Origin of the sequence: Streptacidiphilus sp. MAP12-20, assembly GCF_041262525.1 — a bacterium.
Lineage (GTDB): Bacteria > Actinomycetota > Actinomycetes > Streptomycetales > Streptomycetaceae > Streptacidiphilus.
Window position 1 is genome coordinate 238153 of the sequence record NZ_JBGCCK010000009.1, and the last position, 24434, is coordinate 262586.

Consider the following 24434-nt stretch of genomic DNA (forward strand, 5'->3'; position numbering starts at 1 on the left):
ATGACTAGCAGTCATATAACGACAAGGGAAGACATCTTGTCGGAGGTCGTACACTGCCCTGATGAACCCTCTTCCGATCACCAGCTGGGCTGTGCTCGGACTGCTCTCCTTCGGGCGGGAGCTCTCCGGCTACGACCTGAAGAAGTGGGCGGACCAGAGCCTGGGCTTCTTCTACTGGAGCCCCTCGTACAGCCAGATCTACAGCGAGCTGAGGCGCCTGGAGTCGGTCGGCTACGCCGCGTCCGAGGAGGTCGCCGGGGACATCCGGGCCAAGCGGCTCTACCGGATCACCCCCGTCGGCGAGGACGCGCTGCGCGCCTGGGCGCGGGAGACGCCGGTCGAGCCGGTCGTGCTGAAGCACGGCCCGATGCTGCGGCTCTGGCTGGGACACCTCCAGGACCCGGAGCGGCTGCGGGAGATGCTGCTGGCGCAGCGTGAGCTCGCCGAGAAGCGGCGAGTCGAGGCGGAGACCGACGTGGCCGCCGCGGAGTCGACGCCGGAGTGGGCCTTCCCGACGCTCACGCTGCGCTGGGCCGCGCGCTACTACGCGGCCGAGCGTGACAGGATCGACGCCATGCTCGCGGACCTCGCCGACCTCGCCTGCGACCTGGGCGACGCCGACGCGGACCGGCCGCCGTTCAGTCGCTGAGCACGAACTGATCGGCGATCAGATGCCCCCAGCTTCCGGTGGCTTCGTCGAGAACCTGAATCTGTGCCGTCTGCCCCTGCAGGTCCGAGAGGTCCCAGCTGACCGGCTTCAGGACGCCCGTGTTGTCGCCCGTCGCCGTGCGGACCGGCTGTCCGCCGACGAGCAGGTTGACGCTGGTGGGACCGGGTTGGCCGAGCGGGTGGTCACCCCCGGCGATCAGGAAGTGCAGGAAGTTGCGGTCGATGGTGAAGCTCGGTGAGGTGATGGTGCCGGTGGCGGCGTCGCCGCCACCGGTGAAGGTGTCCAGCACCTGGTTGCCGACCGCGCCGGGGAGGCTCTCCGCGGTCGGGCCGGTGCCGGCGAAGCTGCCGGTGGCGGTCCAGCCCGTGCCGTAGGTCGAGCCTTCGAAGTCGGCCAGCAGCTCGGCGGGGCGCTGGGCGACGCCTGCGAACTCGGTGATCGTGAGGTTGGCGAAGGTCGCGGCGCCGCCGCTGGTGAAGAGGGTGAGCCCGTCGTCGGAGGGGTTTGCGAACACCTCGCTGGAGTGTACGTAGCGGCCGTCGTCGACGAAGTACTCGATGGTCGTGCGGTCGACGAGGATCTTCAGGTGGGCGTGGGTCCGGGCGGGGTCGAAGGGCGCATGGCTCTCCTCGTGCGTGCCGGTGGAGTCGGGATTGCCGGTCTGGCCGCGGTTCAGGTAGCTGTAGTCGTGGTAGATCCCGGCATCGGCGTGGCGGGTGCCGTCGGCGGAGACGCGGAGCTGCACGCCGACGTTGTCGAGCGCGGTCCAGCTGACGTCGGCGTCGAGCTCGTAGGCGGTGCCGTGGTAGCTCAGCGGCGTGGCGCCGTTGACGGTCACGGTGCCGAGGCTGGTCGTCCGGGTCGCGTGGGAGGCCAGCGCGGGGACGGGCTGTGAGGCGAGCGCATAGCCGTCCGGGTAGTGCCTGAGGCTGATCTGCCGGGCGATCGAGTCCGTGCCGTTGAAGCCGTCGCTCGTCCAGGTCGGGGTGATGTACGGGTAGGCCCAGTTGTTCATCCAGGCCATCGCGAAGCGGTGGTCCAGCGGTGCGGTCGGATCCTCCCAGCTGACGCCCGCGTACCAGTCGAAGCCGTGGTCCAGCCACTGCGGGGTGCCGCTGTCGGGGGTGAAGATGGTGCCGTCGAAGGATCCGGTCCAGTAGGCGTAGGTGTTGGGGTCGCCGGTCAGGTAGCCGTTGGCGCTCATGCCGAGCACCCAGTGCAGACTGCCGTCGTCGGCGCGCAGCTGGAAGAGGTCAGGGCACTCCAGGGAGCCGAGGCCGGTGTGGACCGAGTCGGAGACCCAGGTCCAGTTCTTCAGGTCCGGCGAGGTGAAGAAGCCGATCCGGTCGCCCTCGGTGGCGAGCAGCACCCAACGTTGGTGGCCGGCGTCCCAGAGCACCTTCGGGTCGCGGAAGTTGGCGCGGCCGCCGTTGGGGATGACGGGTGTGTCGCCGTAGGGGCGGAAGTTGCGGCCGCCGTCGGTCGAGTACCACAGGAACTGGGCCTGCGGTCCCGAGGCGTTGGCGATCTGGGCGGCCGTCGGGTGGTCCATCTGGGTCACCAGCACGACGATCGCCCCGGCGCCGAAGCCCGCGGTGTTGCCGCTGTCGACGACGGCGGAGCCCGACCAGAGGTCGTAGTTGGCGTTGGTCTTCTTCGGCGCGGCGACTCCCTGGTCGTGGAAGACCACGTTGTCGGTGGTGGTCGCCATGCGCCAGGCCGTGCCGATCGACTGGTCGTAGTCGGCGTTGTAGAGGTAGTAGTACTGGAACGCGCCGTTGACGTAGAGCGGCCGCTGCGGGTCGTTCTTCCAGTGGTCGGGCACGGTGAAGTGGTAGACGTCCCGGTAGGTGTCGGCGGCCCGCGCCTTGGGCGCGGCGGCCGGGCCCGGCAGCCCGAGCACCGTCGCGGCGAGCGCGAGCAGTGCGACGAGGCCGAGGCGGAGGGCGGCGGTTGTGAGGCGGGCGCGTGCGTCCGGGGCGGAGACGCCCGGGTGGTGCGAAGAGCGGGAGAACACAGCGGCCTCCTGGCCTTCTCGATGGGTGGGGGACCCCCCCAGATCCGGTCCCTCGGACCCGGCGGGAGAGTGCGGCTCAGGCTCCGGCGGTGATCGGGGCGAGGGCGTCGACGGTCAGCCGGCGGCCGTCCCAGGCGACCGGCATCGGGTCGCTGATGCTGCCGACGAAACCGCCGTCGGCGCCGGTGTGATGAAAGGCCATCAGGACCCAGCGCCCGTCCTCGCGGCGGCGGATCAGGCGGCCGCTGTAGAGGCTGTCGTCGGTCACCGGTTCGGCGGCGTCGATGTCGTAGGGGCCGAGTAGGCTCTCCGCAGGAGCGGCCCAGATGCCGCCGCTGACGCCCGTCGCCCTGCGGGCCTCGGAGGCGTGCTCGGCCAGACAGGAGAAAAGCAGCACCGGCCTGCCGTCGACGATCTCGACCTGGGTGACCTCCAACTGCCCGAAGCCGTGCGGGGCGGGTGTACTGAGCGGCGGGCGGACCTCCCAGTGCCGCAGGTCGAGGGAGACGGCGTGGCCGACGACGCCGCGCTCGAAGGCGGGCCCGGAGCCGGCCCGTGCGGTGACCAGCATGTGCCAGCCGTCGCCCTGCGGATCGGGCAGCACCCACGGGTCGCGGAAGGCTTCGTCGTGCCAGACCCCGGCGTCGAGGGTCTCGTACCAGCGCGGGTCAGGGCCGAGCGGCGGCGTGTCGGACTTCTGCCAGGTCGTCAGATCCTGGCTGGTGGCATAGCCGATGCGCTGGACGTTCCTGCCCTCGGGCGCGCGGGTGGAGCCGGTGTAGAAGAGGTACCAGGTGCCGTCCGGGTGGCGGACCACGGAGCCGGTCCAGGTGGCCAGGTCGTCGAAGGCGGGCGCGTCCGCGCGGACCAGCGCGTCCGGGACCCGCGTCCAGTGCTCCAGGTCGGGCGACACGGCGTGGCCGATCGAGGCGCGGTAGTGCCGTGCCTCGGGGTCGTGCAGGGCGCGGGAGGCGTAGAGGAAGAACAGGTGGTACTGCTCCCCGTCGTCGGCGAACCAGAAGTCCCAGACCCAGGAGTCGGGCAGAGCGAACATGGAGAGGCAGGCCTTTCGGGCAGGCGTGGGCGGTCGTGGGAGAGAGGGTGCGGCGTCAACCCTTGACGCCGCTCGCGGCGACGCTGCTGACGAAGGCACGCTGGAAGGCGAGGAAGACGACCAGCACCGGAATGGTGATCATTGAGGCGTAGGCCATGACCTCGCCCCAGGCGGTGGTGTCCTGGAAGAAGTACTGCATGCCGACCATGACCGGGCGCAGCTTCTCGTCCTGGACCACCATCGACGGCCACAGGTACTGGTTCCAGGCGGGCAGGAAGGTCAGGATCGACACGGTCGCGAAGGCGGGCCCCGACAGTGGGACGACGATGCGGCGGTAGATCGTGAACCAGCCCGCGCCGTCGATCCGCGCGGCCTCGTCCAGCGAGGTGGGAATCGTCGAGAAGTACTGCGCGAAGAGGAAGATGGAGAAGGCGTTCGCGACGAACGGGATGATCTGCACCTTGTAGCTGTCGAGCCAGCCGATGTCGTACTTGAGGGCGCCGCCCTGGAGAACCAGGGTGGGCAGGTGCGCGACCCAGTAGACCATCGGCACGGCGATCGTCTCGAAGGGGACGATCAGTGTCGCGATGACCAGACTGAGCACCAGCCCGCGGCCCCTCCAGCGCAGCCGGGAGAGCGCGAAGCCGGCCATCGAGTTGACGACCAGCCCGAGCCCGACGATCAGCACGGTCACCAGGATCGAGTTGAACAGGAAGCGGCCGACCGGAACCCGGCCGAAGACGCCGGAGTAGTTGTCCAGGCTGATGTGCCCCACCGGAAGGAAGGCGCGCCAGCTGCTGGTGTCGGAGAGGATCTGTCCGTCCGGCTTCAGGCTCGACACGAGCATGAAGACCAACGGAAAGAGGAAGAAGACGGCCAGGCCGCTCAGCACCAGGTAGGACCAGACGCGGCGGCGGCGGCGCAGTTGTGCATGGGTGAGCGCCATGGGTCAGTCCTTGTCGCGGGTGAGGAAGCGCTGGACCAGCGCGATGAGGAGCACGATGACGAAGAAGACCAGCGAGAGCGCCGAGCCGTAGCCGATCTGCTGCTCGCTGTAGCCGGCCTGCACCGCGTGATAGACCAACGTCGTGGTGGAGTCGACCGGACCGCCCTGCGTCATCACGTCGATCTGCACGAAGAGGCCGAGTGCGGCGATGGTGATGGTGATCAGGACGAAGATCCTGGTCGGCCGCAGACAGGGCCAGGTGACGTTCCTGAACTGCTGCCAGGTCCCCGCGCCGTCCATCCGGGCGGCCTCGTAGAGCTCCTCGGGAATGGTCTGCAGCCCGGCGAGCCAGATGAGCATGTGGAAGCCGACGGCCTGCCAGATTGAGAGCAGGATGATCGCGCCGAGCGCGGTGCTCGGATTGTTCAGCCAGGCCGTGCCCTGCCAGGCGCCGAAGGTGATCGAGTTGATGAACGAGTTCACCAGCCCGTTCCCTTGGTACATGAACTTCCACAGGATCGACACCACGACGATCGAGGTGACGACGGGGATGAAGAAGATGATCCGGTAGGCGGTGACGCCGCGGATCTTCTGGTTGACCAGCAGCGCGAGGAAGAGCCCGAGCCCGGCCTGGACGGGCACCACCACGGCCGCGAAGGCGAAGGTGTTGATGGCCGAGTGGAAGAAGGCCGGGTCGATGGTGAAGGCCCGGACGAAGTTGTCGAGGCCGACGAAGCGCAGCGGCTCCGGGGAGATCAGCCGCGCGTTGGTGAAAGCGAGGGCGAAGCCGAGCAGTACCGGCACGATGAGGAAGGCCAGCAGCAGGAGGACCGCCGGGGCGGCCATCGCGAGGCCGGCGCGCGCCTCGGCGCGGCGAGCGCGGCCGGCCGCGCGGCGGCGGGTGCGGGGGGCGGGTGCGGGGGGAGCGGTCTGGGGATCGGGAGCGGCGGGGGTGCTGTCCAGCCGATAGGTCGCCGTCATGAAAGGGATGCCTTTCGGAGCATTCAGGAGCGCGAGGCTGCGCCACAAGCCACCCACGCAGGTACTGATCCGAACGAACAGGGCCATCCGCTCGTCGGTGGTTGCTCGCGCACGCAGTCGATCGAGCAGAGCCTCGCGCCCCTAATGGGTCAGCTGCCGTAGTTGTTGTTCGACTGGATGTCGCTGTCGATCGCCTGCACCGCGGTGTCCAGCGTCGACTTCACGTCAGCGCCGTTCATGATGTCCTTCGCGGCCTTCTCGAAGGTCGTCGAGATCACCGGGTAGCCGGGGGTGGCCGGGCGGCCGAGCGCGAACTTCTGCGACAGGACGGCGAACTGGTGCAGCGGACCGTTCGGGCCGAAGTACTTCGACGCGGCCGCGGCGGTGCTCGTGGACGGGATGACGACCTGGCTGTCGGCGAAGTCGGTCAGGTACTTGTCCTGGAAGCTGAACTGCAGGTAAGCGCGGGCGCCAGCGCTCTGCTGGGTGCCGCAGCCGGTGGAGATCCCCCACTGCCAGGAGCCGCCGCCGATCTTCGCGCCGTGACCGAAGTCGACCGGCGGCAGGATCAGCAGGTCGCTGCCGACCGACTTGAGCGCGTCCTGGGCGTTCCAGACGCCGGTGTAGCTGAGGGCGACCTTGTTGTCGATGAAGTTCTGGTTGCCCACCGGCCCGGCGTTGTTGGCCCAGCCGTTCTTGAAGACGGAGCGGAACCAGGTGAAGAAGCGCACCGCGTCGGGGCCGTTGAGCTTGCCGTCGGCGGACTTCATCGTCGTGCGGTCGATCTCGTCGCCGCCCGCGCTCTCCAGCATCGGGGAGTAGGCGTAGGACCACCACTCGCCCTTGTCGGCCGCGCCCAGGTCGAGCGGTGTGGCGTAGCCGGAGGACTTGAGCTTGGCGTTGACGGCGTTGAACTCGTCCAGGGTCCAGGGCTGGTCCACGGTCGGGACGCGGACGCCGGCCTTGGTCAGCACCGACTTGCGGGCGAAGATCGCCATGGCGGCGTCCCAGTAGCCGGCGGAGTAGATCTTGCCCTGGTAGCGGCCGACGGTGGTCGGCAGCAGGCGGTCGATCAGCGAGGAGGGCAGGCCGAGCGGCTGCAGGTAGCCGGCCCAGGCCCAGTTGGGCATGATCGGACCGTCCATGTCCAGCAGACAGGGCAGCTTGTGCGCGGTCGCGGCGGCGGTGATCGCGTCGTTGTAGGAGCCCTGCGGGAAGTTCTGCTCGACGACCTGGTACGTGCTCTGCGAGGCGTTGAAGTCGGCAAGGATCTTCTTGTAGACGGCCAGCTCGCCGGGGTTTCCGGCCGAGTGGGTCCACATGGTGATCTGGATCGGACCGTTCCCTGAGACGGAGCCGTCGTGGCTGGCCTTGGCGCAGCCGGTCAGCGCGACCGAGGCGAGAACGCCCGCCGCTGCTATGATCGAGAGGGATTGACGCACGATTGGTCCCTTTCTGGGGCCCGACGCCCTACGTCGGCCCCGGTGCTGGTGGCAGCTCCAACTGCCAACCGGTGAAGGTGAGTCCGCCGTCGGGATCAGGCGGAAGCCGGTTCCGGCGGCGGACCCACCGAGTCCCGACGAATGATCGGGCACGGCATGAGGAGCGGGACGCCGGCCTCGGCCCGGCGCAGGCCCAGAGCGACCTCCATCGCCCAACGTCCCATCTCGTAGTGCGGCAGCGCGACCGTGGTCAGCGGCGGGTCCAGCTCCGCGGCGACCAACTGCTGGTCGTCGTAGCCGACCACGGACAGGTCCGCGGGCACCTCCAGCCCCGCGCGTCGGGCGGCAGCGTAAGCGCCCATCGCCATACGGTCGTTGAAGCAGAAGATCGCGGTGGGCCGACGGTCGGCAGGCAGCGTGAGCAGCGCCTCGGTCGCGGCGCGGCCGCCGCTCGCGTCGGTCGTCCCGCGGACGTGCAGCAGCGGATCGGCGGTGACGCCGGCTCCGGCCAGCGCCGAGAGATAGCCCTCGTGACGCAGTCCGGAGGCGACCACCTCGTTGTCCTCGGGCGCGTCGACGTAGGCGATCCGTCGGTGGCCCGCGGCGATCAGCTCCAAGGTCGCCGCTGTGCCGCCGTCGCGTTCGTCCGGCACCGTGGCGGGCCGACTGTCGTCCCTGGGGCGGCAGTCGAGAAAGACGGTGGAGTCGGGCAGCCCGGCCGGTGCGGGTACCACCCGGTGCCACATCCGGGCGTAGATCATCGCGTCGACCTGCTGGCCGACCAGGGCCGCGATCGCCTGCCGCTCGCGTTCGGCGTCGTCGTCGGTGTCCACCAGGACGACCAGGTAGCCGTGTTCGCGGGCGACGTCGTTGGCCCCGGCCAGCATGCGGCCCGCGAACGGGGTGGTGGCGATGGTGTCGGAGATCAGTCCGATCGTGCGGGTGCGCTGCGTGCGCAGGCTGCGGGCCACCGAGTTGGGCGCATAGCCGATCCGCTCGGCGGCCTCGCGGACCCGTGCCTGCGTCTCCGGGGAGATGCGCGTGCTCGCTGCGCCGCTCAACACCATGGAGACGGTGGCCGTGGAGACTCCCGCCGCCGAGGCGACGTCCGCCATGCGCGCTCGTGCCATCGACGCCCTCCCTCCCGCCTCTGGTGTTTAATCGATTAACCGAACGTTCACGAGTATGCAGCCGGGCCGATACAGCGTCAAGGCATGGAACGGAGTGTGATCCGGACGTGATGATCCACCGTCGGCGACAGGAAAACCCCAGTTCAGGGCAGTCGAGAGAGCGCATGCGAACGGTGGTCGCGTTGACAGGCCGGTTCGGTGGCGTGCAAGCTCGTCGCGGCTGAAGGCCCCCGCCGGGGCTCCGGCCGGGGCGCCGGCGGGCGGAACCGCCACGCGGCCGATCCCCACACCCTTCCCCCCGCGCCGAGCTCGCGCCCCCGCATCGGTCGGAGTGCGACCGCGCGTCACAACTGCCCAGCACCGCAACGACCTTGCACTGAGGAGAGGGAACACCACCATGGCAGTCGACGGTCGGAGTGTCGCGGTGATCGGCGAGGCACTGGTCGATCTCGTCTGGCCGAACGGGTCCACGACGCTGAGCGCCCACGCCGGGGGCAGCCCCGCGAACGTCGCGCTCGGGCTGCAGCGCCTGGACCGGCCGGTCACCCTGGTCACCACCTGGGGCGACGACGCGCCCGGCGCGCTGGTCGCGAAGCATCTCGCCGCCGCCGGACTGCGGGTGCGCCGCGCGCCTGACGCCTCCGGCAGGACGATGATCGCCCTGGCCCACGTCGACCGCGGGACCGGCGCGGCCGACTACGACTTCCTCACCGCCTGGGACCCGGTCGAGCTTCCGCTGGAGCCGGAGGTGACCCTGCTGCACACCGGCTCTCTCGCGGTGGTCGTCCAGCCCGGCGCGACGCGCGTCGTGGAAACCTGCGCCGCGTTCCGCAGCGAGCCGGGACGCGCGGTCTCGGTCGACCTCAACGTCCGCCCCGCCGTTCAGCCGGACCGGGACGCCTATCGGAGTGCCGCCGAACGGATCGTGCGGGTGGCGGACGTGGTCAAGGCCAGCGACGAGGACCTCGGCTGGCTCTGGCCGGACCGCACGCCCGAGGAGGCGGCCCGCGCCCTGCTGGAGCTGGGCCCCCGCCTGGTCGTGGTCACCCGAGGCGGCGCGGGCGCACTGGCATTGACCGACCGTCACCGGGCGGAGATCCCCGCACCGCAGGTCACGGTGGTGGACACCATCGGGGCGGGCGACGCGTTCGAGTCGGCGCTGCTGGACGGCCTGTTCGGTTCAGAGGGGGTCCGCCTGCCGGAGAGTGCCGCCGAACTGACGGCGCTGCTGCGCCGCTGCGCCGCGGCGGGCGCGCTCGCCTGCACCCGCGCCGGCGCGCAGCCGCCCACCCGCGAGGAGTTGGCGGCGGCCCTGCGTCAGCCCTGAGCCTGAGCGGCGAGTTGCTGTTCGGCGTGCACCTGGCCGACGGCGGCGACCAGACTCGGCTGCCGGGCCAGGAGCCGGCGGCGGCGCCAGGCCAGGGGCAGGTAGAGCAGGGTCGAGCCGCCCACGACGTAGAGGCAGTAGGTGACCGCCTGGGTCCCGTTGGCCACGTACTGGTTCCACGCGGCCCAGGCGCAGACGCCGAGCAGACTCAGCGTGATCGCGGCGAGTGAGAACCAGCCGCCGGGGATCCGGTAGGGGCGCTCAAGCTCCGGCTCGCGGATGCGCAGCGCGATCAGCGCGGCGACCTGGAGCAGCAGGCTGATGTTGGTGAGGAAGACGTCCACGATGATCAGATTGCTGAAGCTGCTGAGGCAGAACAGCGCGTAGATCACCGAGGAGCCGATGATCGACACCAGCGGAACCTGCCGCCGCGCGCTCTTCTTCGCGACCCAGCCCGGGAAGTAGCCGTCCTCGGCCAGCACGAAGGGGAGCCGCGCGTTGGAGGCCAGCAGCGCGGAGAACATCGCCACCGAGGCGAACATGCCGCCGACGGTGACCGTGATCTGGAGCCAGGGACCGGCCAGCGCCTTCGCCACGTCGGAGAAGGAGCCGCTCTGCCAGTTCTTCCAGCCGGCGTCGCCGCCCCCGCCGACGGCCAGCGAGGCGAGCGAGGGGAGCAGGTAGCCGACGGCGATCAGGACGACCGAGACCCCGAGCGCCTTGGGCAGGTGCTTGCGGGGGTTCTCCATCTCGCCCGCGACGGTGGAGACGCTGTCCCAGCCGCTGTAGTTCCACATGGCCAGGAAGAGGCCCGCGCCGAAGGCGTTCCAGGTGGACTGGTCGGCGCTGGTGGTGAACTGGCCGACGGGGTTGGTGCCGTGACTGATCAGGTGCACCAGGCCGACGACGGTGAGCAGCAGCATCGGGGTCAGGCAGATGATCGCGAAGATGACGGAGGAGTCGCCGACCCAGGCCGCGCCGAGGAGGTTGACCAGGGTGAAGACGACGATGACGGCCAGACAGATGAACCAGTTCAGATCGAACTGGAAGTGGCCCAGGGTGAAGGGCACGTGCTTCCCCGGCGCGACCGCGGCGGCCATGCTCTGCAGGTAGCTGGTGAAGAGGACCGGGTAGACGGCCATGTCGACGAAGCTGCAGACCCAGCGCAGGATGCCCTGCTGGAAACCCCAGAAGTTGCCGAGGCCGCGGCGCACCCAGTGGTAGAAACCGCCGTCGACGGGGATGGCCGTGCCGAGCTCGGCGCAGACCAGCGCGTGCGGGATGCTGTAGATCAGCGGGGTGACCACGATCAGCAGCAGGCCCATGCCGGGCCCGGAGGTCGAGAAGAGCCCTTCGATGCCGTAGGCGCCGCCGGAGACGCTGAAGAAGATGAGCGCCACGAGGGGCATCAGCTTCACCCGGCGCGGGGTGGTCAGTCGCTGCACGGCCGGAACAACGGCGGTCGGTGGCATTCCCACCCCGATCTACAAAAGCGGAAGGATCATCTCCGGGGATCCGGAACCCCTTGAGTTTCCGCGTTTGCGCAGCTCAACACACCTGGCACTGCGTTAACCGTCCATACGCCGCATTAACACCTTGTCTTTGGACGCCACATCGTCGGGATCTCCGGTGCCCCGGCGGGCAGGGCGACCGCGCCGGTCACCTCGAAGCCGAAGTGCTCGTAGAGCGGCACGTTCGCGATGTCGCTGGACTCCAGGTACGCGGGCAGCCCGTCGGCGTCCGCGCGCTCCAGGCCCGCCCGCAGCAGCGCGGCGCCGATGCCGTGGCCCTGCTGGTCCGGCTCGACGCCGATGATGTAGAGGTACCAGTGCGGTTCGTGCGGGTGGACCTTCCAGCTGGCCCGTTGGAACATGTCGCCGTAGCGGATCCGCCGCCCGTAGCCGCGCAGGAAGCCGGGCGCGGTGAGCACCTGTCGGTACAGCGGATCACGCCAGTGGTCCGGTGGCAGCCAGACCGCGCCGCCGACGATCGTCCCCGCGCGCTCGGCGAGTTGGATGGTGCCGTGGCGCAGCGCCTCGTACCGCAGGATCGTGTTGAAGATCCGCTCGATCCGCCGCAGCCGGCTCCGCTGGTCCGGCAGCGCCCACCTGAACTGCGGATCCTCGTAGAACGCCCGCGCCAGCACGGCTGCGAGCTCGACGCGGTCCGCCTCGACCGCCTGACGCACCGTTATATCCCCCATGGCGGGGATGCTATCCAACGCGCGACCAGATGTCCGCCGCAAGGTTCAGTTGCACCACCAGGGGCGCGAGACCCTGCTTGATCAACTGCCTGCGCGACCAGCGACCCGGGAGGTAGAGCCCCGAACGTGCAGGGCCATTCTCCCCCGGCCTTCGGCCGTGGGTACCCCCTTGTCAGTGGTTGTTCGGGCAGGCAGTTGATCAAGCGGAGCCCCGCGCCCCTGATGGTGCAACCGGCTCTCCGTTGTGACCTGTCGCGCTCACGCGCCGGAGGCGCAAGCGGGTCAGGCCACGTCCGGCGGGTACAGCTGCGGTGGGAGCTGGGACGCCGCCGCGCGGTCGAGGAGCCAGAGGGTGCGCTGGCGGCCGACCGCGCCCGAGGCCGGGGCCTGGAGTTCGCCGGGGCCGGAGAGGGCCAGGGCGACAGCGTCGGCCTTGTCCTCGCCCGCCGCGAGGAGCCAGACCTCGCGGGCGGCGCGGATCGCCGGGAGGGTGAGCGAGACGCGGGTCGGCGGGGGCTTGGGTGCGCCCCTGACGCCGACGACGGTCAGCTCGGTCTCCCGGACACCCGGGTGCTCGGGGAAGAGCGAGGCCACGTGGGTGTCGGGCCCGACACCCAGCAGCAGCACGTCGAAGGTCGGCACCAGCAGGCGCTCCTGCGGGCTGGCGGCCTTCGCCAGTTCGGCGGCGTAGGAGGCGGCGGCCGCCTCCGGGTCGTCGCCGTCAGGGCCGTCGGAGGCCGGCATCGGGTGCACCCGCGCCGGGTCCAGAGGCACCGCGTCGAGGAGCTCGTCGCGGGCCTGGGTGTAGTTGCGCTCCGGGTCCCCCTCGGGGAGGAACCGCTCGTCGCCCCACCACAGATCCAGCCGGGCCCAGTCGATCGCGTCCCGCGCGGGGGAGGCCGCGACCGCCGCCAGCAGCGCGTTGCCGTTACGGCCGCCCGTCAGCACCACCGAGGCGGTGCCACGCGCGGACTGGGCGTCCACGATCCGGGTGATCAGCCGTGCCGCCGCGGCAAGGGCCATGAGCTCCTTGTCGCGGTGGACGACCAACTGGGGTGCCGTCACTTCTGCGTCCTGGACGCCGAAGCCGTCGGCTTCTTGGCAGCAGGCTTCGCCGACGTCGGCGGCTCGACGACCTCGCTGGTGGACGAGGTCTCGTGCAGCTTCTCCACGCCGTAGCGCACCGCCGAGGCGTAGATCAGGTCCGGGTCGAGCCGGCGCAGCTCCTCGGCGATGAGCTCCGAGGTCTCCCGGCGCTTGAGCGCGACCATCCGGTCCGGCTGGCCCGGCATCGAGAGCTTGGCCAGCAGCCCGTCCGGGCGGTCCAGGCAGACGTCGCCCTCGGCCGTGTGCAGCCGGACGGCGGTGATGCCGGGGCCGTCGCTGACCGTCCGCTCGACCCTGATCTTCAGTCGCTCGGCCAGCCACAGCGCCAGCAGCTCGGTGCTCGGGTTGTACGACTCGCCCTCGACCGAGGCGGACTCGATCGTCACGTGCCGCTGGTCCAGTGCCGCCGCGAGCATCGAGCGCCACCCGGTGATCCGGGTCCAGGCCAGGTCGGTGTCGCCGGGGGCGTAGGACTCGGCGCGGGCAGCGAGCTGCTTGACCGGGTTCTCCGCCGTCACGGCGTCGGTGATCCTGCGCTGGGCCAGCGCGCCCAGCGGGTCCTCGGAGGGGCTCTGCGGCGCGTTCTCCGGCCACCAGACGACCACCGGGGCGTCCGGCAGCAGCAGCGGCAGCACGACCGACTGCGCCTGCTGGGCGATTTCGCCGTGCAGCCGCAGCAGGACCGTTTCACCGGTGCCAGAGTCGGAGCCGACGCGGACCTCGGCGTCCAGCCGCGCCTGGGACCGCGCCCGGGGCGAGCGCCCCGGACGCTTGATGACGGCCAGGATGCGCGAGGGGTGCTCGCGCGAGGCGTCGGAGGCGGCCTTGAGCGCGTCGTAGGCGCTGCCCTCGTCGGTGACGATGACCAGGGTCAGCACCATGCCGACGCTCGCCGTGCCGATGGCCCGCCGGGCCTCGATCAGCGCTGCGTTGATTTTGCTGGAGTTGGTGTCCGTCAGATCGATCTTCATGGCCGACGCCAGCTCCTGCCGTCTCGTGCGAGCATCTCGTCCGCTTCCTCGGGGCCCCAGGTGCCCGCCTGATACTGCGCGGGACGGCCGTGCTTGTCCCAGTACTGCTCGATCGGGTCCAGGATCCGCCAGGACTCCTCGACCTCCTGGTGGCGCGGGAACAGGTTCGCGTCCCCGAGCAGCACGTCCAGGATCAGCCGCTCGTAGGCCTCCGGGCTGGACTCGGTGAACGACTCGCCGTAGGCGAAGTCCATCGTCACGTCCCGCACCTCCATCGAGGTGCCCGGCACCTTGGAGCCGAACCGGACGGTGACGCCCTCGTCCGGCTGGACCCGGATGACCAGCGCGTTCTGGCCCAGCTCCTCCGTCGCCGCGGCGTCGAAGGGCAGGTAGGGGGCCCGCTGGAAGACGACCGCGATCTCGGTGACGCGCCGGCCGAGCCGCTTGCCGGTGCGCAGGTAGAACGGGACGCCCGCCCAGCGGCGGTTGTTGATCTCCAGCTTGACGGCCGCGAAGGTGTCGGTCTTGGACTTGGGGTCGATCCCCTCCTCCTCCAGGTAGCCGAGCACCTCCTCGCCGCCCTGCCAGCCGTGCGCGTACTGGCCGCGCACGGTGTGCTTGCCCAGATCCTCCGGGATCCGCACCGCGGACAGCACCTTGAGCTTCTCGCCGACCAGCGCCTTGGGGTGGAAGGACGCGGGCTCCTCCATCGCGGTCAGCGCCAGGAGCTGCAGCAGATGGTTCTGGATGACGTCACGGGCCGCGCCGATGCCGTCGTAGTAGCCCGCGCGGCCGCCGATGCCGATGTCCTCGGCCATGGTGATCTGCACGTGGTCGACGTAACCGCGGTTCCAGATCGGCTCGAACATGGTGTTGGCGAAGCGCAACGCCAGGATGTTCTGGACCGTCTCCTTGCCGAGATAGTGGTCGATCCGGAAGACCTCGTCGCGCGGGAAGACCTCGTGGACGACCTTGTTCAGCTCCTGCGCGGACGCGAGGTCATGCCCGAAGGGCTTCTCGATCACAGCCCGGCGCCAGGAGCCCTTGGGCGGGTCGGCCAGGCCGTGGGCCTTGAGCTGCTGCACCACCTGCGGGAAGAACTTCGGCGGCACGGACAGGTAGAAGGCGAAGTTGCCGCCCGTCCCCTGCGCCTTGTCCAGCTCCTCGATGGTCTCGCGCAGCTTCTCGAAGGCCGCGTCGTCCACGAACTCGCCCTGGACGAAGCGCATGCCCTTGGCCAGCTGCTGCCAGACCTCCTCGCGGAAGGGCGTGCGCGAGTGCTCCTTGACGGAGTCGTGCACGACCTGCGCGAAGTCCTCGTCCTCCCAGTCGCGGCGGGCGAAGCCGACGAGCGAGAAGCCCGGCGGCAGCAGGCCGCGGTTGGCCAGGTCGTAGACGGCCGGCATCAGCTTCTTGCGCGACAGGTCGCCGGTGACGCCGAAGATGACGAGCCCGGACGGCCCCGCGATGCGCGGGAGCCGCCGGTCCGCCTGATCACGCAGCGGGTTGATCCACACGTTGGTCTCGCCCGACTCGTCGTCAGGCAGGAACCCGTCGATGATGGCGTCGTCCGCCACCGCCGCTGGATCGGTCACTTGGCCGAGCCGCCCTTCGCGTCGAGGGACTGCTGCACGGTCTCCAGGAGTTCCTTCCAGGAGACCTCGAACTTGTCGACGCCCTCGTCCTCGAGCACCTGGACGACGTCGTCGTAGGAGACGCCGAGCGCGGCGAGCTTGTCGAGCACGCCCTGGGCGTCGGCGTAGTTGCTCTTGACGGTGTCCCCGCGGACGACGCCGTGGTCGGCGACGGCGTCCAGGGTGGCTTCGGGCATGGTGTTGACCGTGCCGGGGGCGACCAGCTCGACGACGTACATCGTGTCGTCGTAGCTCGGGTCCTTGACGCCCGTCGAGGCCCAGAGCGGACGCTGCGGCTTCGCGCCGGCGGCGGCCAGCGCGTTCCAGCGGTCGCTGCTGAACACGGCCTCGTACGCCTCGTAGGCGAGCCGCGCGTTGGCGATCGCGGCCCGCCCCTTGAGGGCGAGCGCCTCCTCGGTACCGATCTTGGTCAGTCGCTTGTCGATCTCGGTGTCCACGCGGGAGACGAAGAAGGAGGCGACGGACTCGATCGTGGAGAGGTCGTGGCCGTTGGCCTTGGCCTGCTCCAGACCGGTCACGAAGGCGTCCATGACGGCCTTGTAGCGGTCGAGCGAGAAGATCAGCGTCACGTTGACGCTGATGCCCTCGGCGAGCACCGCGGTGATCGCGGGCAGGCCCTCGACCGTGGCCGGGATCTTGATCAGGGTGTTCGGGCGGTCGACCAGCCACCACAGCTGCTTGGCCTCGGCGATGGTCGGCGCCGTCTCGTGCGCCAGGCGCGGGTCGACCTCGATGGAGACCCGGCCGTCGCGGCCGTTGCTCGCGTCGTAGACCGGGCGCAGCACGTCGGCCGCGTCGCGGACGTCGGCGGAGGTCATCATCCGCACGGCCTCTTCGACGGTGACCCCGCGCACGGCCAGGTCGGCCAGCTGGGCCTCGTAACCGTCGCCGCTGCCGATCGCCTTCTGGAAGATCGACGGGTTGGTGGTGACACCCACCACGTGCTTGTCGCGGACCAGCTCGGCCAGGTTCCCCGAGGTCAGCCGCTTGCGGGACAGGTCGTCCAGCCAGATCGCCACGCCCTCGTCGCTGAGGCGCTTCAATGCGTCAGTCATGATGAAACTCTTTCCTCGCGTATTCGAAGGGTTCAGCTACCGGCGGCCGAGAGAGATTCCCTCGCTGCGGCGGTCACGGCCTCGGGCGTGAACCCGAACTCGCGGAAGAGCACCTTGGCGTCGGCGCTGGCGCCGAAGTGCTCCAGGCTGACGATGCGTCCGGCCTCGCCGACGAAGCGGTACCAGGTCAGGCCGATGCCGGCCTCGACCGCGACACGCGCCTTGACGGACGGCGGCAGCACGCTGTCGCGGTACTCCTTGGACTGCTCCTCGAACCACTCCACCGACGGCATCGAGACCACGCGGGCCGGGATGCCCTCGGCCTGCAGCGCCTCGCGCGCGGCGACGGCCAGCTGGAGCTCGGAGCCGGTGCCGATCAGGACGACCTTGGCGTCGCCGCCCTCGGCCTCGGTGTGGACGTAGCCGCCCTTGGCGGTGTCCTCGTTGCGGGCGTAGGTCGGCACGCCCTGACGGGTCAGCGCGAGACCGTGCGGGGCCGGCTTGGCGCTGTGGCGGCGCATGATCTCGGCCCAGGCGACGGCCGTCTCGTTGGCGTCGGCCGGGCGGACCACGTTCATGCCCGGGATGGCGCGCAGCACCGCGAGGTGCTCGACCGGCTGGTGGGTCGGGCCGTCCTCGCCGAGGCCGATGGAGTCGTGCGTCCACACGTAGGTGACCGGCAGCTTCATCAGCGCGGCCAGGCGGACCGCCGGACGCATGTAGTCGGAGAAGACCAGGAAGGTGCCGCCGTAGATGCGGGTGTTCCCGTGCAGCGCGATGCCGTTCATGGTCGAACCCATGGCGTGCTCACGGATGCCGAAGTGCACCGTGCGGCCGTACGGGTTCGCCTCGGGCAGCGGGTTGCCGACCGGCAGGAAGGAGGACGAGGCGTCGATGGTGGTGTTGTTGGAGCCCGCGAGGTCGGCCGAGCCGCCCCACAGCTCCGGCAGCACCTTGCCCAGGCCCTGCAGTACCTTGCCGGAGGCGGCGCGGGTGGCGACGGAGGAGCCGGTCTCGAAGGCGGGGATGCTCTGCTCCCAGCCCTCCGGGAGCTCGCCGGCCGTCACGCGGTCGAAGAGGGCGGCCTGGGCCGGGTTGGCGGTGCGCCAGTCGGCGAGCTGCTTCTCCCACTCGGCCTTGGCCTGCGCGCCGCGCTCGCCGACCTTGCGGGCGTGCGCGAGCACCTCGGGCTCGACGTCGAAGGACTTCTCCGGGTCGAAGCCGAGCACGCGCTTGGTCGCGGCGACCTCGTCCGCGCCCAGGGCGGAGCCGTGCGCGGCCTCGGTGTCCTGCGCGTTCGGGGCCGGCCAGGCGATGATCGTGCGCATCGCGATGATGGACGGCTTGCCCGTCTCGGCCTTGGCGGCGGTGAGCGCGTCGTTCAGCGCGTGCACGTCGATGTCGCCGGACGCGGCGGGCTGGATGCGCTGCACGTGCCAGCCGTACGCCTCGTAACGCTTCAGGACGTCCTCGGAGAAGGCGGTCTCGGTGTCGCCCTCGATGGAGATGTGGTTGTCGTCGTAGAGGAAGACCAGGTTGCCCAGCTTCTGGTGGCCGGCCAGCGAGGACGCCTCGGAGGAGATGCCCTCCTCCAGGTCGCCGTCGGAGACGATCGCCCAGATCGTCTGGTCGAACGGGGAGGCCCCCTCGGGAGCCTCCGGGTCGAACAGACCGCGCTCGTAGCGGCTGGCCATCGCGAAGCCGACGGCGTTGCCGACACCCTGGCCGAGCGGACCGGTCGTCGTCTCGACGCCGACGGTGTGGCCGTGCTCGGGGTGGCCCGGCGTCAGCGAGCCCCAGGTGCGGAAGGACTCGAGGTCCTCCAGGGTCAGGCCGTAGCCCGAGAGGTAGAGCTGGATGTAGAGCGTCAGCGAGGTGTGTCCCGGCGACAGCACGAAGCGGTCGCGGCCGACCCACTGCGCGTCGGAGGGGTCGTGGCGCAGAAAACGCTGGTAGATCAGGTACGCGGCCGGGGCCAGGCTCATCGCCGTACCGGGGTGTCCGTTCCCGACCTTCTGGACGGCGTCCGCCGCCAGCACGCGAACAGTGTCCACCGCCCGCTGGTCAAGCTCGGTCCACTCGAAGGTGTTGCTCGGCGTCGTGCTCACCCTGAATCAGGGCTCCTTCCGTAACGACATTCGACCCGCGCCAGGAGCCGGCTTCGGCGGCGGTTACTGGGCACAGAGCGTTGACCCTCTTTACAAAAGCGAGCCTACCGCTCATACGAGCAAGCGTTCCCGTTGAACGGGGCAACCTGGTTACGGCGGCCTGACCGCTGCGCGACGAGGGCTTTTCGGTGCGCTTACGACGGGCTTTGCCCCGACACGGGGCCCCGCCGCCGAGCCGGAGATATGGAGCGTCTAAGGTGGCGTGGTACTGCTGAGCTTCATCAACCAGGGGTGTTCGTGACCGCCGTCGAAACACGTCCGGCCGGTCTGGTCAAAGGGAACCCCGGGCATCGGCCGCTGAAGGCCCGTGTCGGGGCCTTCATCGCACTGACCAAACCGCGGATCATCGAGCTGCTGCTGATCACCACCGTCCCGGTGATGTTCCTGGCCCAGCGAGGTGTCCCTGATCTGCTGCTGGTGCTGACCGTCGTGGTCGGCGGCTACCTCTCCGCGGGTGGCGCCAACGCGCTCAACATGTACATCGACCGTGACATCGACGCGTTGATGCACCGGACCGAACAGCGCCCGCTGGTGACCGGCATGGTCTCGCCGCGCGAGTGCCTGGTCTTCGGCATCAGCCTGGCCGTCGGCTCGACGGCGTGGTTCGCGCTCCTGGTCAACCCGTTGAGCGCGGCGCTGTCGCTGACGGCGCTCCTCTTCTATGTCTTCGTCTACACGCTGGGCCTGAAGCGACGGACCTCCCAGAACATCGTCTGGGGCGGGATCGCGGGCTGCATGCCGGTCTTCATCGGCTGGTCGGCGGTGACGAACTCGCTGGCGTGGGCGCCGGTCGTGCTCTTCCTGGTCATCTTCTTCTGGACGCCGCCGCACTACTGGCCGCTGTCGATGAAGGTGAAGGAGGACTACGCCAACGCCGGCATCCCGATGCTGCCGGTGCTGGCGACGAACGAGGCTGTGGCCAAGCAGATCGTCGCCTACAGCTGGGTGATGGTCGCGGTGTCCTTGGCGCTGTGGCCGCTGGGCCACACGAGCGTGGCCTACCCGGTCACCGCGGTCGCGTTGGGCGTGCTGTGGCTCAAGGAGGCGCACGGTCTGCTCGCGCGGGCGAAGGCCGGGGTGACGGGCGCGAAGCTCAAGGAGATGCGGCTGTTCCACTGGTCGATCACCTATCTGACGCTGCTGTTCGTCGAGATCGCGATCGACCCCTTCCTGAAGTAGTTCGATTGGTTCTGACTGTCCCGGGCCCCGATGTGCGTTACTGCACACCGGGGCCCGGTCGTATGTCCGGCTACCCCTGAGTAATCTGCTGTCCATGACCGAAGAGACCACCGCCAACGTCCTGTCCCCGCGCGACGAGAAGCGCGCCGCGCGCATCGCCAAGAACGTCAAGGCCTTCGCCGCCGCGCACGGTGGCTCCGCCGACGGGGTCGTCGAGTACGTGGGCGGAATCGCCACCCGCATCGCGCTGGTCGGCGCGGACGGCGCGTGGGGCGACCAGGTCGCCCCCACCTACGCGGTGGCCGAGCGCGCGGTGGAGCTGGCCGGGATCACCCGCGCGGAGAGCTTCGAGGGCGAGCTGGGCCTGCGGGTGAGGACGAGCGCGTACGAGTGGCGTCGCATGTCAGGCATCCAGCTCGGCTGAGGCGCAAGGCGCAGTTGCACCACCTAGGGGCGCGAGGAACTGCGCGAGAAACCCCCCTGTGCGGATGGCCCTGAGCGTTGAGGACCACCCGCATGTCGGTGGCTTGTCGCGCAGTTCCTCGCGCCCCTGATGGTGCAACTGCACGTTCTGCCTAGACGGCTGCGAGTGCCTCGATGTCGGCGGGGCGGGGCAGGGCGTCGGATTCCGGCCGCACGCGCAGCGAGAGGTGCAGCCTGAGGACCGCGATCCAGCAGAGCGCGGCGCCGAGCAGGTGGATGCCGACCAGCAGCTCCGGCACGTGCGTGAAGTACTGGACGAAGCCCAGGACGCCCTGCGCCAGCAGGACCGCAAGGAACCCCTTCGCCGCGCGGCGCGGAGCGCTCGGCGCGTCGACGGCCATCAGGACGAAGAGCATGGCCACGGCCAGGCCGACCGTGATCATCGCGAAATCCGCGTGGAACTGGGTGATCTTGTCCCAGTTGAACGGCATCCGCTTCACGTCGCTGCTGTCGCCCGGGTGCGGGCCGGTGCCGGTGACCAGCGTGCCCGCGACGACCAGCAGGGCCGTCACCGCCACCGTCACCCGCGAGAGGTGAATGATCGGGCGGCCGACCGTGCGTACCGGCGCGCCGTCGCCCTCGCGGGTGCGCTGCCACATCGCCAGCGAGGTGACGATCAGCAGCATCGAGCACAGGAAGTGCAGCGACACCACGTAGGGGTTCAGGTGCGTCAGCACCGTGATCCCGCCGATGACGGCCTCGGCCACGATGATCCAGAACTGGTACCACCCGAGCCGCGTCACGTCCTTGCGCCACGGCTTCGCGCAGCGCGACGCGAGGATCGCCAGGCCGACGATGACGCAGATGACGTCCGTCAGCATCCGGTTGCCGAACTCGATCAGGCCGTGGACGCCCATCGCGGACGTCGGCGCGAGCGTCGACGACGTGCAGGTGGGCCAGGTCGGGCAGCCGAGGCCGGAGCCGGTCAGCCGCACCGCGCCGCCGGTGACGATGATCAGGACGCTGCACACCAGCGTCGCCAGCGCCGCATACCGGACCCAGCGGTCCGGGACGGTGACGCGCTCGGCGAGGAGGGAGAAGGGGGTACGCACGCGATTCATGGTAGTTCGCGGCTGCCCGGCCTCTGGACGGGGGGCGCTACCGGGACCCGCAGACTCGGCCGCCCGCGTGCCGGAGAGGCGCTGACCTCCGCGTTCTCCTCGATCGTCAGCCCGAGAGCGCCGACCCGGACCAGGCCGGTGATCCGGGCCGCCTGCTCGCGGAGCCCCGACGCCTCGGCGGCGGCCTGGGCTCGCCGGGCTCGGCCGGCGCGGCGGGGCGTGCGGTCGAGGCAGTCGGCGAGGCGCTGGTAGACGGCGATCAGGCACGGATGGTCCGGGCCGAGCCGGTTCTCGAAGATCCGCTTCGCCTCCCGGAGCGTGAGCTCCGCCTGCTCGCGCTGGTGCAGGGCGAGCAGGACCGGGCCGAGGCGGGCCAGGGTCTTCGCGCGATAGGGGTGGTCGGACTCGTAGTGGGTGCTGTAGATCTCCTCGGCCTGGGTGAGCGTCGCCCGCGCGGCGCGGCGGCGGTGCAGGGCGAGTTCCAGCGAGCCGCGCTTGTTGAGGCAGGCCGCGTACATCTGCTCGTCCGTCTCGCCGCGGCTGCGGTGCAGCGCCACGGCGGGCGCGAGCAGCGCTGCGGCTTCGTGCAGCCTGGCCCGGCTGCGGCGGCGGGCCGTGAGGTGCCACAGCGGTCGACGCCGGTCCTCCTCGGCGCGGCGGCGCAGTACGTCGGCCAGGAACTTGGCGATCTGCGCCGAGTCGAAGTCCGGTCCCGTCGCATCGCGAAAGACCGCGAGCGCCTCACGCAGCCGGTTCTCGGCCATGTCCAGCAGGCCGGCGTCCTGGGCGACGATGCCGAGGCCGCGCAGCAGGGAGGCCCGGAAGAGCTGGTGCTCGGCCGGCTCCTGGCTGCCCGGCGGCGGCACCAGCGCGGAGGCGCGTTCGTAACAGGCGGAGGCCTCGCGCAGGCGTCCGGCGTTGCGGTGGATGAGCCCGGCCTGCTGCTCGGCGACGGCCCAGTCGAGCGTCCCGTAGCCGTGGCCGTGCACCTCGTAGAGGCTGATCGCCTCGTGGGCGGCGGCCAACGCCTGGTCGAACTCCGCGCGCTCGCGGAGGATGCCGGCCAGTTCGCAGAGCGCCTGCGCGCGCAGGGTGAGAAAGGCCGGATCGGCGGTCGGCTCCTCGCAGAGCCGCAGGGCACGTCGGCAGGTGCCCTCTGCCAGGTCCAGCGAGGCGAGCGAGAAGTGCTGCCTGCCCACGGCGAGCCAGGCCGCGGCCCGGTCGACCGGCATACCGATGTCCAGGTCCCTCAGCCCGGCCTCCTTGCGGTACAGCGTGAGGGCGCGCTTCCAGTCGCACCGGTACTCCTGATATTTCGCCGCCCGGTGCAGCAGTCGCACCACGGCTTCCCGCCCGGCCGGGTCGGCGTCCTCGTCGCCCCAGCTCAACTCGCTCGTGCTGGCCTCGACATGGGGCATCAGCCGTTCGCAGAGCGCCCGTGCGTCCGGCTGGTCGAGGGAGTGCGGGAAGGCCGCCTCGATCAGCCGGACGGCGGCCTGCGACCACTCCAGCCGACTCACCGGGTCGAGGTCCGCACGGATGCTGCGCTGTACGGTCCGGTGCAGGGCGTAAGTGATGGGCGCGGCCGGCCGTCGCCCGCGCGCTGCAGCAGCGAGTGGCGCACGAGCAGCAGCACCATCTCGTTGAAGGCGGGCTGGTCGCCCATCACCTGGCGCAGCCGGTCGGGCAGCAGGGCGCGGTAGCGGTACAGCGTGCTGCGCGGTACGTCCTCGGAGGCGAGGAAGGAGGCCAGGCGCAGCAGGTCAAGGCTGGCGGGGACGGTTTCGACGACGTGGTTGAGTGCCATCTGGAAGGTGCCTCTGGCGGCGCCGGTACTCCCGTTCGTGCCGTCACTGCGGGCACTGCGTGCCGGCAGGCTCTCCAGGCTGTCGAGGTAGTCCTTCGGTGCCATCCCGGTCTGTTCCAGGTGGGCGCCGGCCCGCTCCAGCTCGATCGGCATCCAGCCGAGCTGATCGCCCAGCTCGCGCAGGTCGGCGGGTTCGACCTGGGTGCGGGCGCTGAGGAAGCGCAGGCCGTCCTCCGGGGCCAGCGGAGCCAGCGCGAGCTCGCCGTAGTCGAGGGCGCTCCATTCCTCCCGCCGCTGCGTGGTCACCAGCACCTGACCGTGACCCTCCGGGGGCAGTAACTCGTTCAACGTCCGTGCCCCGCCGCCGTTCATGCCGACCGGTAGGTCGTCGCCGCCCCAGTCGTCGTAGACGAAGAGCCAGGAGGGCTGTTCGCGCAGCCACACCCAGAGTCGGGAGATCATGACGGTGTGGCTCTCGTCGTACGGGATGCCCACGCAGGCGGCGAACTCCAGCAGTTCGCCCCGTAGGGTGTTCGGCCGGGAGGCGTTGAGCCAGCGGACCAGCCGCACGCTGTCGCGCTGCTGTTCCGCGTAGGCGCGGGCCAGGCTCGACTTCCCGATGCCGCCGAGCCCGTGCACGACGCAGACGCGCGGCTGCGCGAGCCTGCGGCCTACCGGTGCCGACAACAGGGCTTCCAGTCGGGCGAGTTCGTGATCGCGGCCGGTGAAGTAGGCACTGCGAGGCGGCAGGTTGTGCGCCGGTACGACGGTCGCCACGGTGGTCCCGCTCGGCTGGGCGTGTTCGGGGCCGGTGCGAGTCTTCACGGGGTACAGGCCCAACACCGAGACCAGCGCGGTCAGCAGCGCGCCGGATCCCACCAGCAGCCAGAACTGCCACGTACCCGGCCGGACGCTGGTCTGCGCCAGCATCTGGACCACGGTCGCCGTGGATGCTCCGCTCACCATGAAGAGAACCGCCGCACCTGCCCGGCGACGGTGCAGTTGCTCCTGGGACTCTTGTCTCATTTTTGCCCCCGCCCGCTCCCGGAAGCGGCATCATGCTGTCCCTATTGGAGCGTCAGTACGAGGGCACGGCAAGGGGGCCCTGTGCCCGTGTCCTCGCAGGGCTCGGGGTCGTTGAGTCCTCTGGGCGCACAAGTGGCCAGAGGAGCTGAAGC

General features: G+C 70.2%; 20 protein-coding genes. 4 read left to right on the top strand and 16 right to left on the bottom strand.

The window, feature by feature from the left end; genetic code table 11:
• The first annotated feature begins 61 nt into the window (after positions 1–61).
• Positions 62–649, top strand: coding sequence for a PadR family transcriptional regulator (locus ABIA32_RS15015; RefSeq protein WP_370095055.1), 588 nt, complete (start codon positions 62–64; stop codon positions 647–649).
• Here ABIA32_RS15015 and ABIA32_RS15020 read toward each other — a convergent pair.
• The 6 genes from ABIA32_RS15020 to ABIA32_RS15045 form a co-directional block, all read right to left on the bottom strand.
• The gene (locus ABIA32_RS15020) at positions 639–2687 is read right to left on the bottom strand and encodes a glycoside hydrolase family 32 protein (RefSeq protein ID WP_370095057.1); all 2049 of its coding nucleotides are present in this window, start codon (positions 2685–2687) and stop codon (positions 639–641) included. The genes ABIA32_RS15015 and ABIA32_RS15020 overlap by 11 nt on opposite strands.
• A 76-nt stretch (positions 2688–2763) precedes the next feature.
• A complete protein-coding gene (locus ABIA32_RS15025) occupies positions 2764–3741 on the bottom strand; it encodes a glycosyl hydrolase family 32 (RefSeq protein ID WP_370095059.1) in 978 nt (325 codons plus the stop codon).
• Positions 3742–3796: 55 nt separating this feature from the next.
• Positions 3797–4687 carry a carbohydrate ABC transporter permease gene (locus tag ABIA32_RS15030; protein WP_370095061.1) on the bottom strand — a complete coding sequence of 297 codons (891 nt, stop codon included), beginning with the start codon at positions 4685–4687 and terminating at the stop codon, positions 3797–3799.
• Between the two features lie 3 nt (positions 4688–4690).
• Positions 4691–5668, bottom strand: coding sequence for a carbohydrate ABC transporter permease (locus ABIA32_RS15035; RefSeq protein WP_370095063.1), 978 nt, complete (start codon positions 5666–5668; stop codon positions 4691–4693).
• Between the two features lie 149 nt (positions 5669–5817).
• Entirely contained in the window at positions 5818–7110 is a 1293-nt protein-coding gene (locus ABIA32_RS15040) for an extracellular solute-binding protein (protein WP_370095065.1), read from the bottom strand.
• Positions 7111–7205: 95 nt separating this feature from the next.
• Positions 7206–8240 carry a LacI family DNA-binding transcriptional regulator gene (locus tag ABIA32_RS15045; RefSeq protein ID WP_370095067.1) on the bottom strand — a complete coding sequence of 345 codons (1035 nt, stop codon included), beginning with the start codon at positions 8238–8240 and terminating at the stop codon, positions 7206–7208.
• A gap of 397 nt (positions 8241–8637) precedes the next feature.
• Between ABIA32_RS15045 and ABIA32_RS15050 the strand changes: the two genes are divergently transcribed.
• Positions 8638–9567 carry a carbohydrate kinase gene (locus tag ABIA32_RS15050; RefSeq protein WP_370095069.1) on the top strand — a complete coding sequence of 310 codons (930 nt, stop codon included), beginning with the start codon at positions 8638–8640 and terminating at the stop codon, positions 9565–9567.
• Here the strand turns inward: ABIA32_RS15050 and ABIA32_RS15055 are convergent.
• From ABIA32_RS15055 to tkt, 7 genes are all read right to left on the bottom strand, one after another.
• Positions 9558–11039, bottom strand: a complete 1482-nt coding sequence (locus tag ABIA32_RS15055; protein ID WP_370095071.1) for an APC family permease — start codon at positions 11037–11039, stop codon at positions 9558–9560. The two genes, ABIA32_RS15050 and ABIA32_RS15055, sit on opposite strands and share 10 nt — an antisense overlap.
• Positions 11040–11155: 116 nt before the next feature.
• The gene (locus ABIA32_RS15060; protein ID WP_370095073.1) at positions 11156–11770 is read right to left on the bottom strand and encodes a GNAT family N-acetyltransferase; all 615 of its coding nucleotides are present in this window, start codon (positions 11768–11770) and stop codon (positions 11156–11158) included.
• 282 nt (positions 11771–12052) lie between these two features.
• Positions 12053–12835 (bottom strand): 6-phosphogluconolactonase, encoded by a 783-nt coding sequence (pgl, locus tag ABIA32_RS15065; RefSeq protein WP_370095075.1) that lies wholly within the window; start codon positions 12833–12835, stop codon positions 12053–12055.
• Entirely contained in the window at positions 12832–13848 is a 1017-nt protein-coding gene (gene opcA / locus ABIA32_RS15070) for a glucose-6-phosphate dehydrogenase assembly protein OpcA (protein WP_370095078.1), read from the bottom strand. Before opcA ends, pgl begins: the two co-directional genes overlap by 4 nt.
• Positions 13845–15365, bottom strand: a complete 1521-nt coding sequence (gene zwf / locus ABIA32_RS15075) for a glucose-6-phosphate dehydrogenase (protein WP_370095154.1) — start codon at positions 15363–15365, stop codon at positions 13845–13847. Before zwf ends, opcA begins: the two co-directional genes overlap by 4 nt.
• Before the next feature lie 74 nt (positions 15366–15439).
• Positions 15440–16558, bottom strand: a complete 1119-nt coding sequence (gene tal, locus ABIA32_RS15080; protein WP_370095080.1) for a transaldolase — start codon at positions 16556–16558, stop codon at positions 15440–15442.
• A gap of 32 nt (positions 16559–16590) precedes the next feature.
• Positions 16591–18666 carry a transketolase gene (tkt, locus tag ABIA32_RS15085; protein ID WP_370095082.1) on the bottom strand — a complete coding sequence of 692 codons (2076 nt, stop codon included), beginning with the start codon at positions 18664–18666 and terminating at the stop codon, positions 16591–16593.
• A gap of 297 nt (positions 18667–18963) precedes the next feature.
• Here tkt and ABIA32_RS15090 point away from each other — a divergent pair, with 297 nt between their 5' ends.
• The gene (locus tag ABIA32_RS15090; RefSeq protein WP_370095084.1) at positions 18964–19905 is read left to right on the top strand and encodes a heme o synthase; all 942 of its coding nucleotides are present in this window, start codon (positions 18964–18966) and stop codon (positions 19903–19905) included.
• Positions 19906–19999: 94 nt separating this feature from the next.
• Entirely contained in the window at positions 20000–20329 is a 330-nt protein-coding gene (locus ABIA32_RS15095) for a hypothetical protein (RefSeq protein ID WP_370095086.1), read from the top strand.
• 151 nt (positions 20330–20480) lie between these two features.
• Here the strand turns inward: ABIA32_RS15095 and ABIA32_RS15100 are convergent, their stop codons facing one another.
• Genes ABIA32_RS15100 through ABIA32_RS15110 form a run of 3 tightly spaced genes read right to left on the bottom strand, consistent with a single transcriptional unit; the run spans position 20481 to position 24282 of the window.
• Positions 20481–21449, bottom strand: coding sequence for a heme A synthase (locus ABIA32_RS15100; RefSeq protein WP_370095088.1), 969 nt, complete (start codon positions 21447–21449; stop codon positions 20481–20483).
• Positions 21446–22969 carry a hypothetical protein gene (locus tag ABIA32_RS15105; protein WP_370095090.1) on the bottom strand — a complete coding sequence of 508 codons (1524 nt, stop codon included), beginning with the start codon at positions 22967–22969 and terminating at the stop codon, positions 21446–21448. Before ABIA32_RS15105 ends, ABIA32_RS15100 begins: the two co-directional genes overlap by 4 nt.
• On the bottom strand, positions 22966–24282 hold the full coding sequence (locus tag ABIA32_RS15110) for an AAA family ATPase (RefSeq protein ID WP_370095092.1): 1317 nt from the start codon (positions 24280–24282) through the stop codon (positions 22966–22968). The genes ABIA32_RS15105 and ABIA32_RS15110 overlap by 4 nt, the downstream gene beginning before the upstream one ends.
• Positions 24283–24434: the final 152 nt, after the last annotated feature.

Coding starts and splice junctions, on each gene's coding strand:
- tal (WP_370095080.1), bottom strand. CDS start 16,558: ATGACTGACGCATTGAAGCGCCTCAGCGACGAGGGCGTGGCGATCTGG.
- ABIA32_RS15100 (WP_370095088.1), bottom strand. CDS start 21,449: ATGAATCGCGTGCGTACCCCCTTCTCCCTCCTCGCCGAGCGCGTCACC.
- ABIA32_RS15050 (WP_370095069.1), top strand. CDS start 8,638: ATGGCAGTCGACGGTCGGAGTGTCGCGGTGATCGGCGAGGCACTGGTC.
- ABIA32_RS15045 (WP_370095067.1), bottom strand. CDS start 8,240: ATGGCACGAGCGCGCATGGCGGACGTCGCCTCGGCGGCGGGAGTCTCC.
- opcA (WP_370095078.1), bottom strand. CDS start 13,848: ATGAAGATCGATCTGACGGACACCAACTCCAGCAAAATCAACGCAGCG.
- ABIA32_RS15015 (WP_370095055.1), top strand. CDS start 62: ATGAACCCTCTTCCGATCACCAGCTGGGCTGTGCTCGGACTGCTCTCC.
- ABIA32_RS15095 (WP_370095086.1), top strand. CDS start 20,000: ATGACCGAAGAGACCACCGCCAACGTCCTGTCCCCGCGCGACGAGAAG.
- ABIA32_RS15060 (WP_370095073.1), bottom strand. CDS start 11,770: ATGGGGGATATAACGGTGCGTCAGGCGGTCGAGGCGGACCGCGTCGAG.
- ABIA32_RS15110 (WP_370095092.1), bottom strand. CDS start 24,282: ATGAGACAAGAGTCCCAGGAGCAACTGCACCGTCGCCGGGCAGGTGCG.
- ABIA32_RS15055 (WP_370095071.1), bottom strand. CDS start 11,039: ATGCCACCGACCGCCGTTGTTCCGGCCGTGCAGCGACTGACCACCCCG.
- ABIA32_RS15030 (WP_370095061.1), bottom strand. CDS start 4,687: ATGGCGCTCACCCATGCACAACTGCGCCGCCGCCGCCGCGTCTGGTCC.
- ABIA32_RS15035 (WP_370095063.1), bottom strand. CDS start 5,668: ATGACGGCGACCTATCGGCTGGACAGCACCCCCGCCGCTCCCGATCCC.
- ABIA32_RS15025 (WP_370095059.1), bottom strand. CDS start 3,741: ATGTTCGCTCTGCCCGACTCCTGGGTCTGGGACTTCTGGTTCGCCGAC.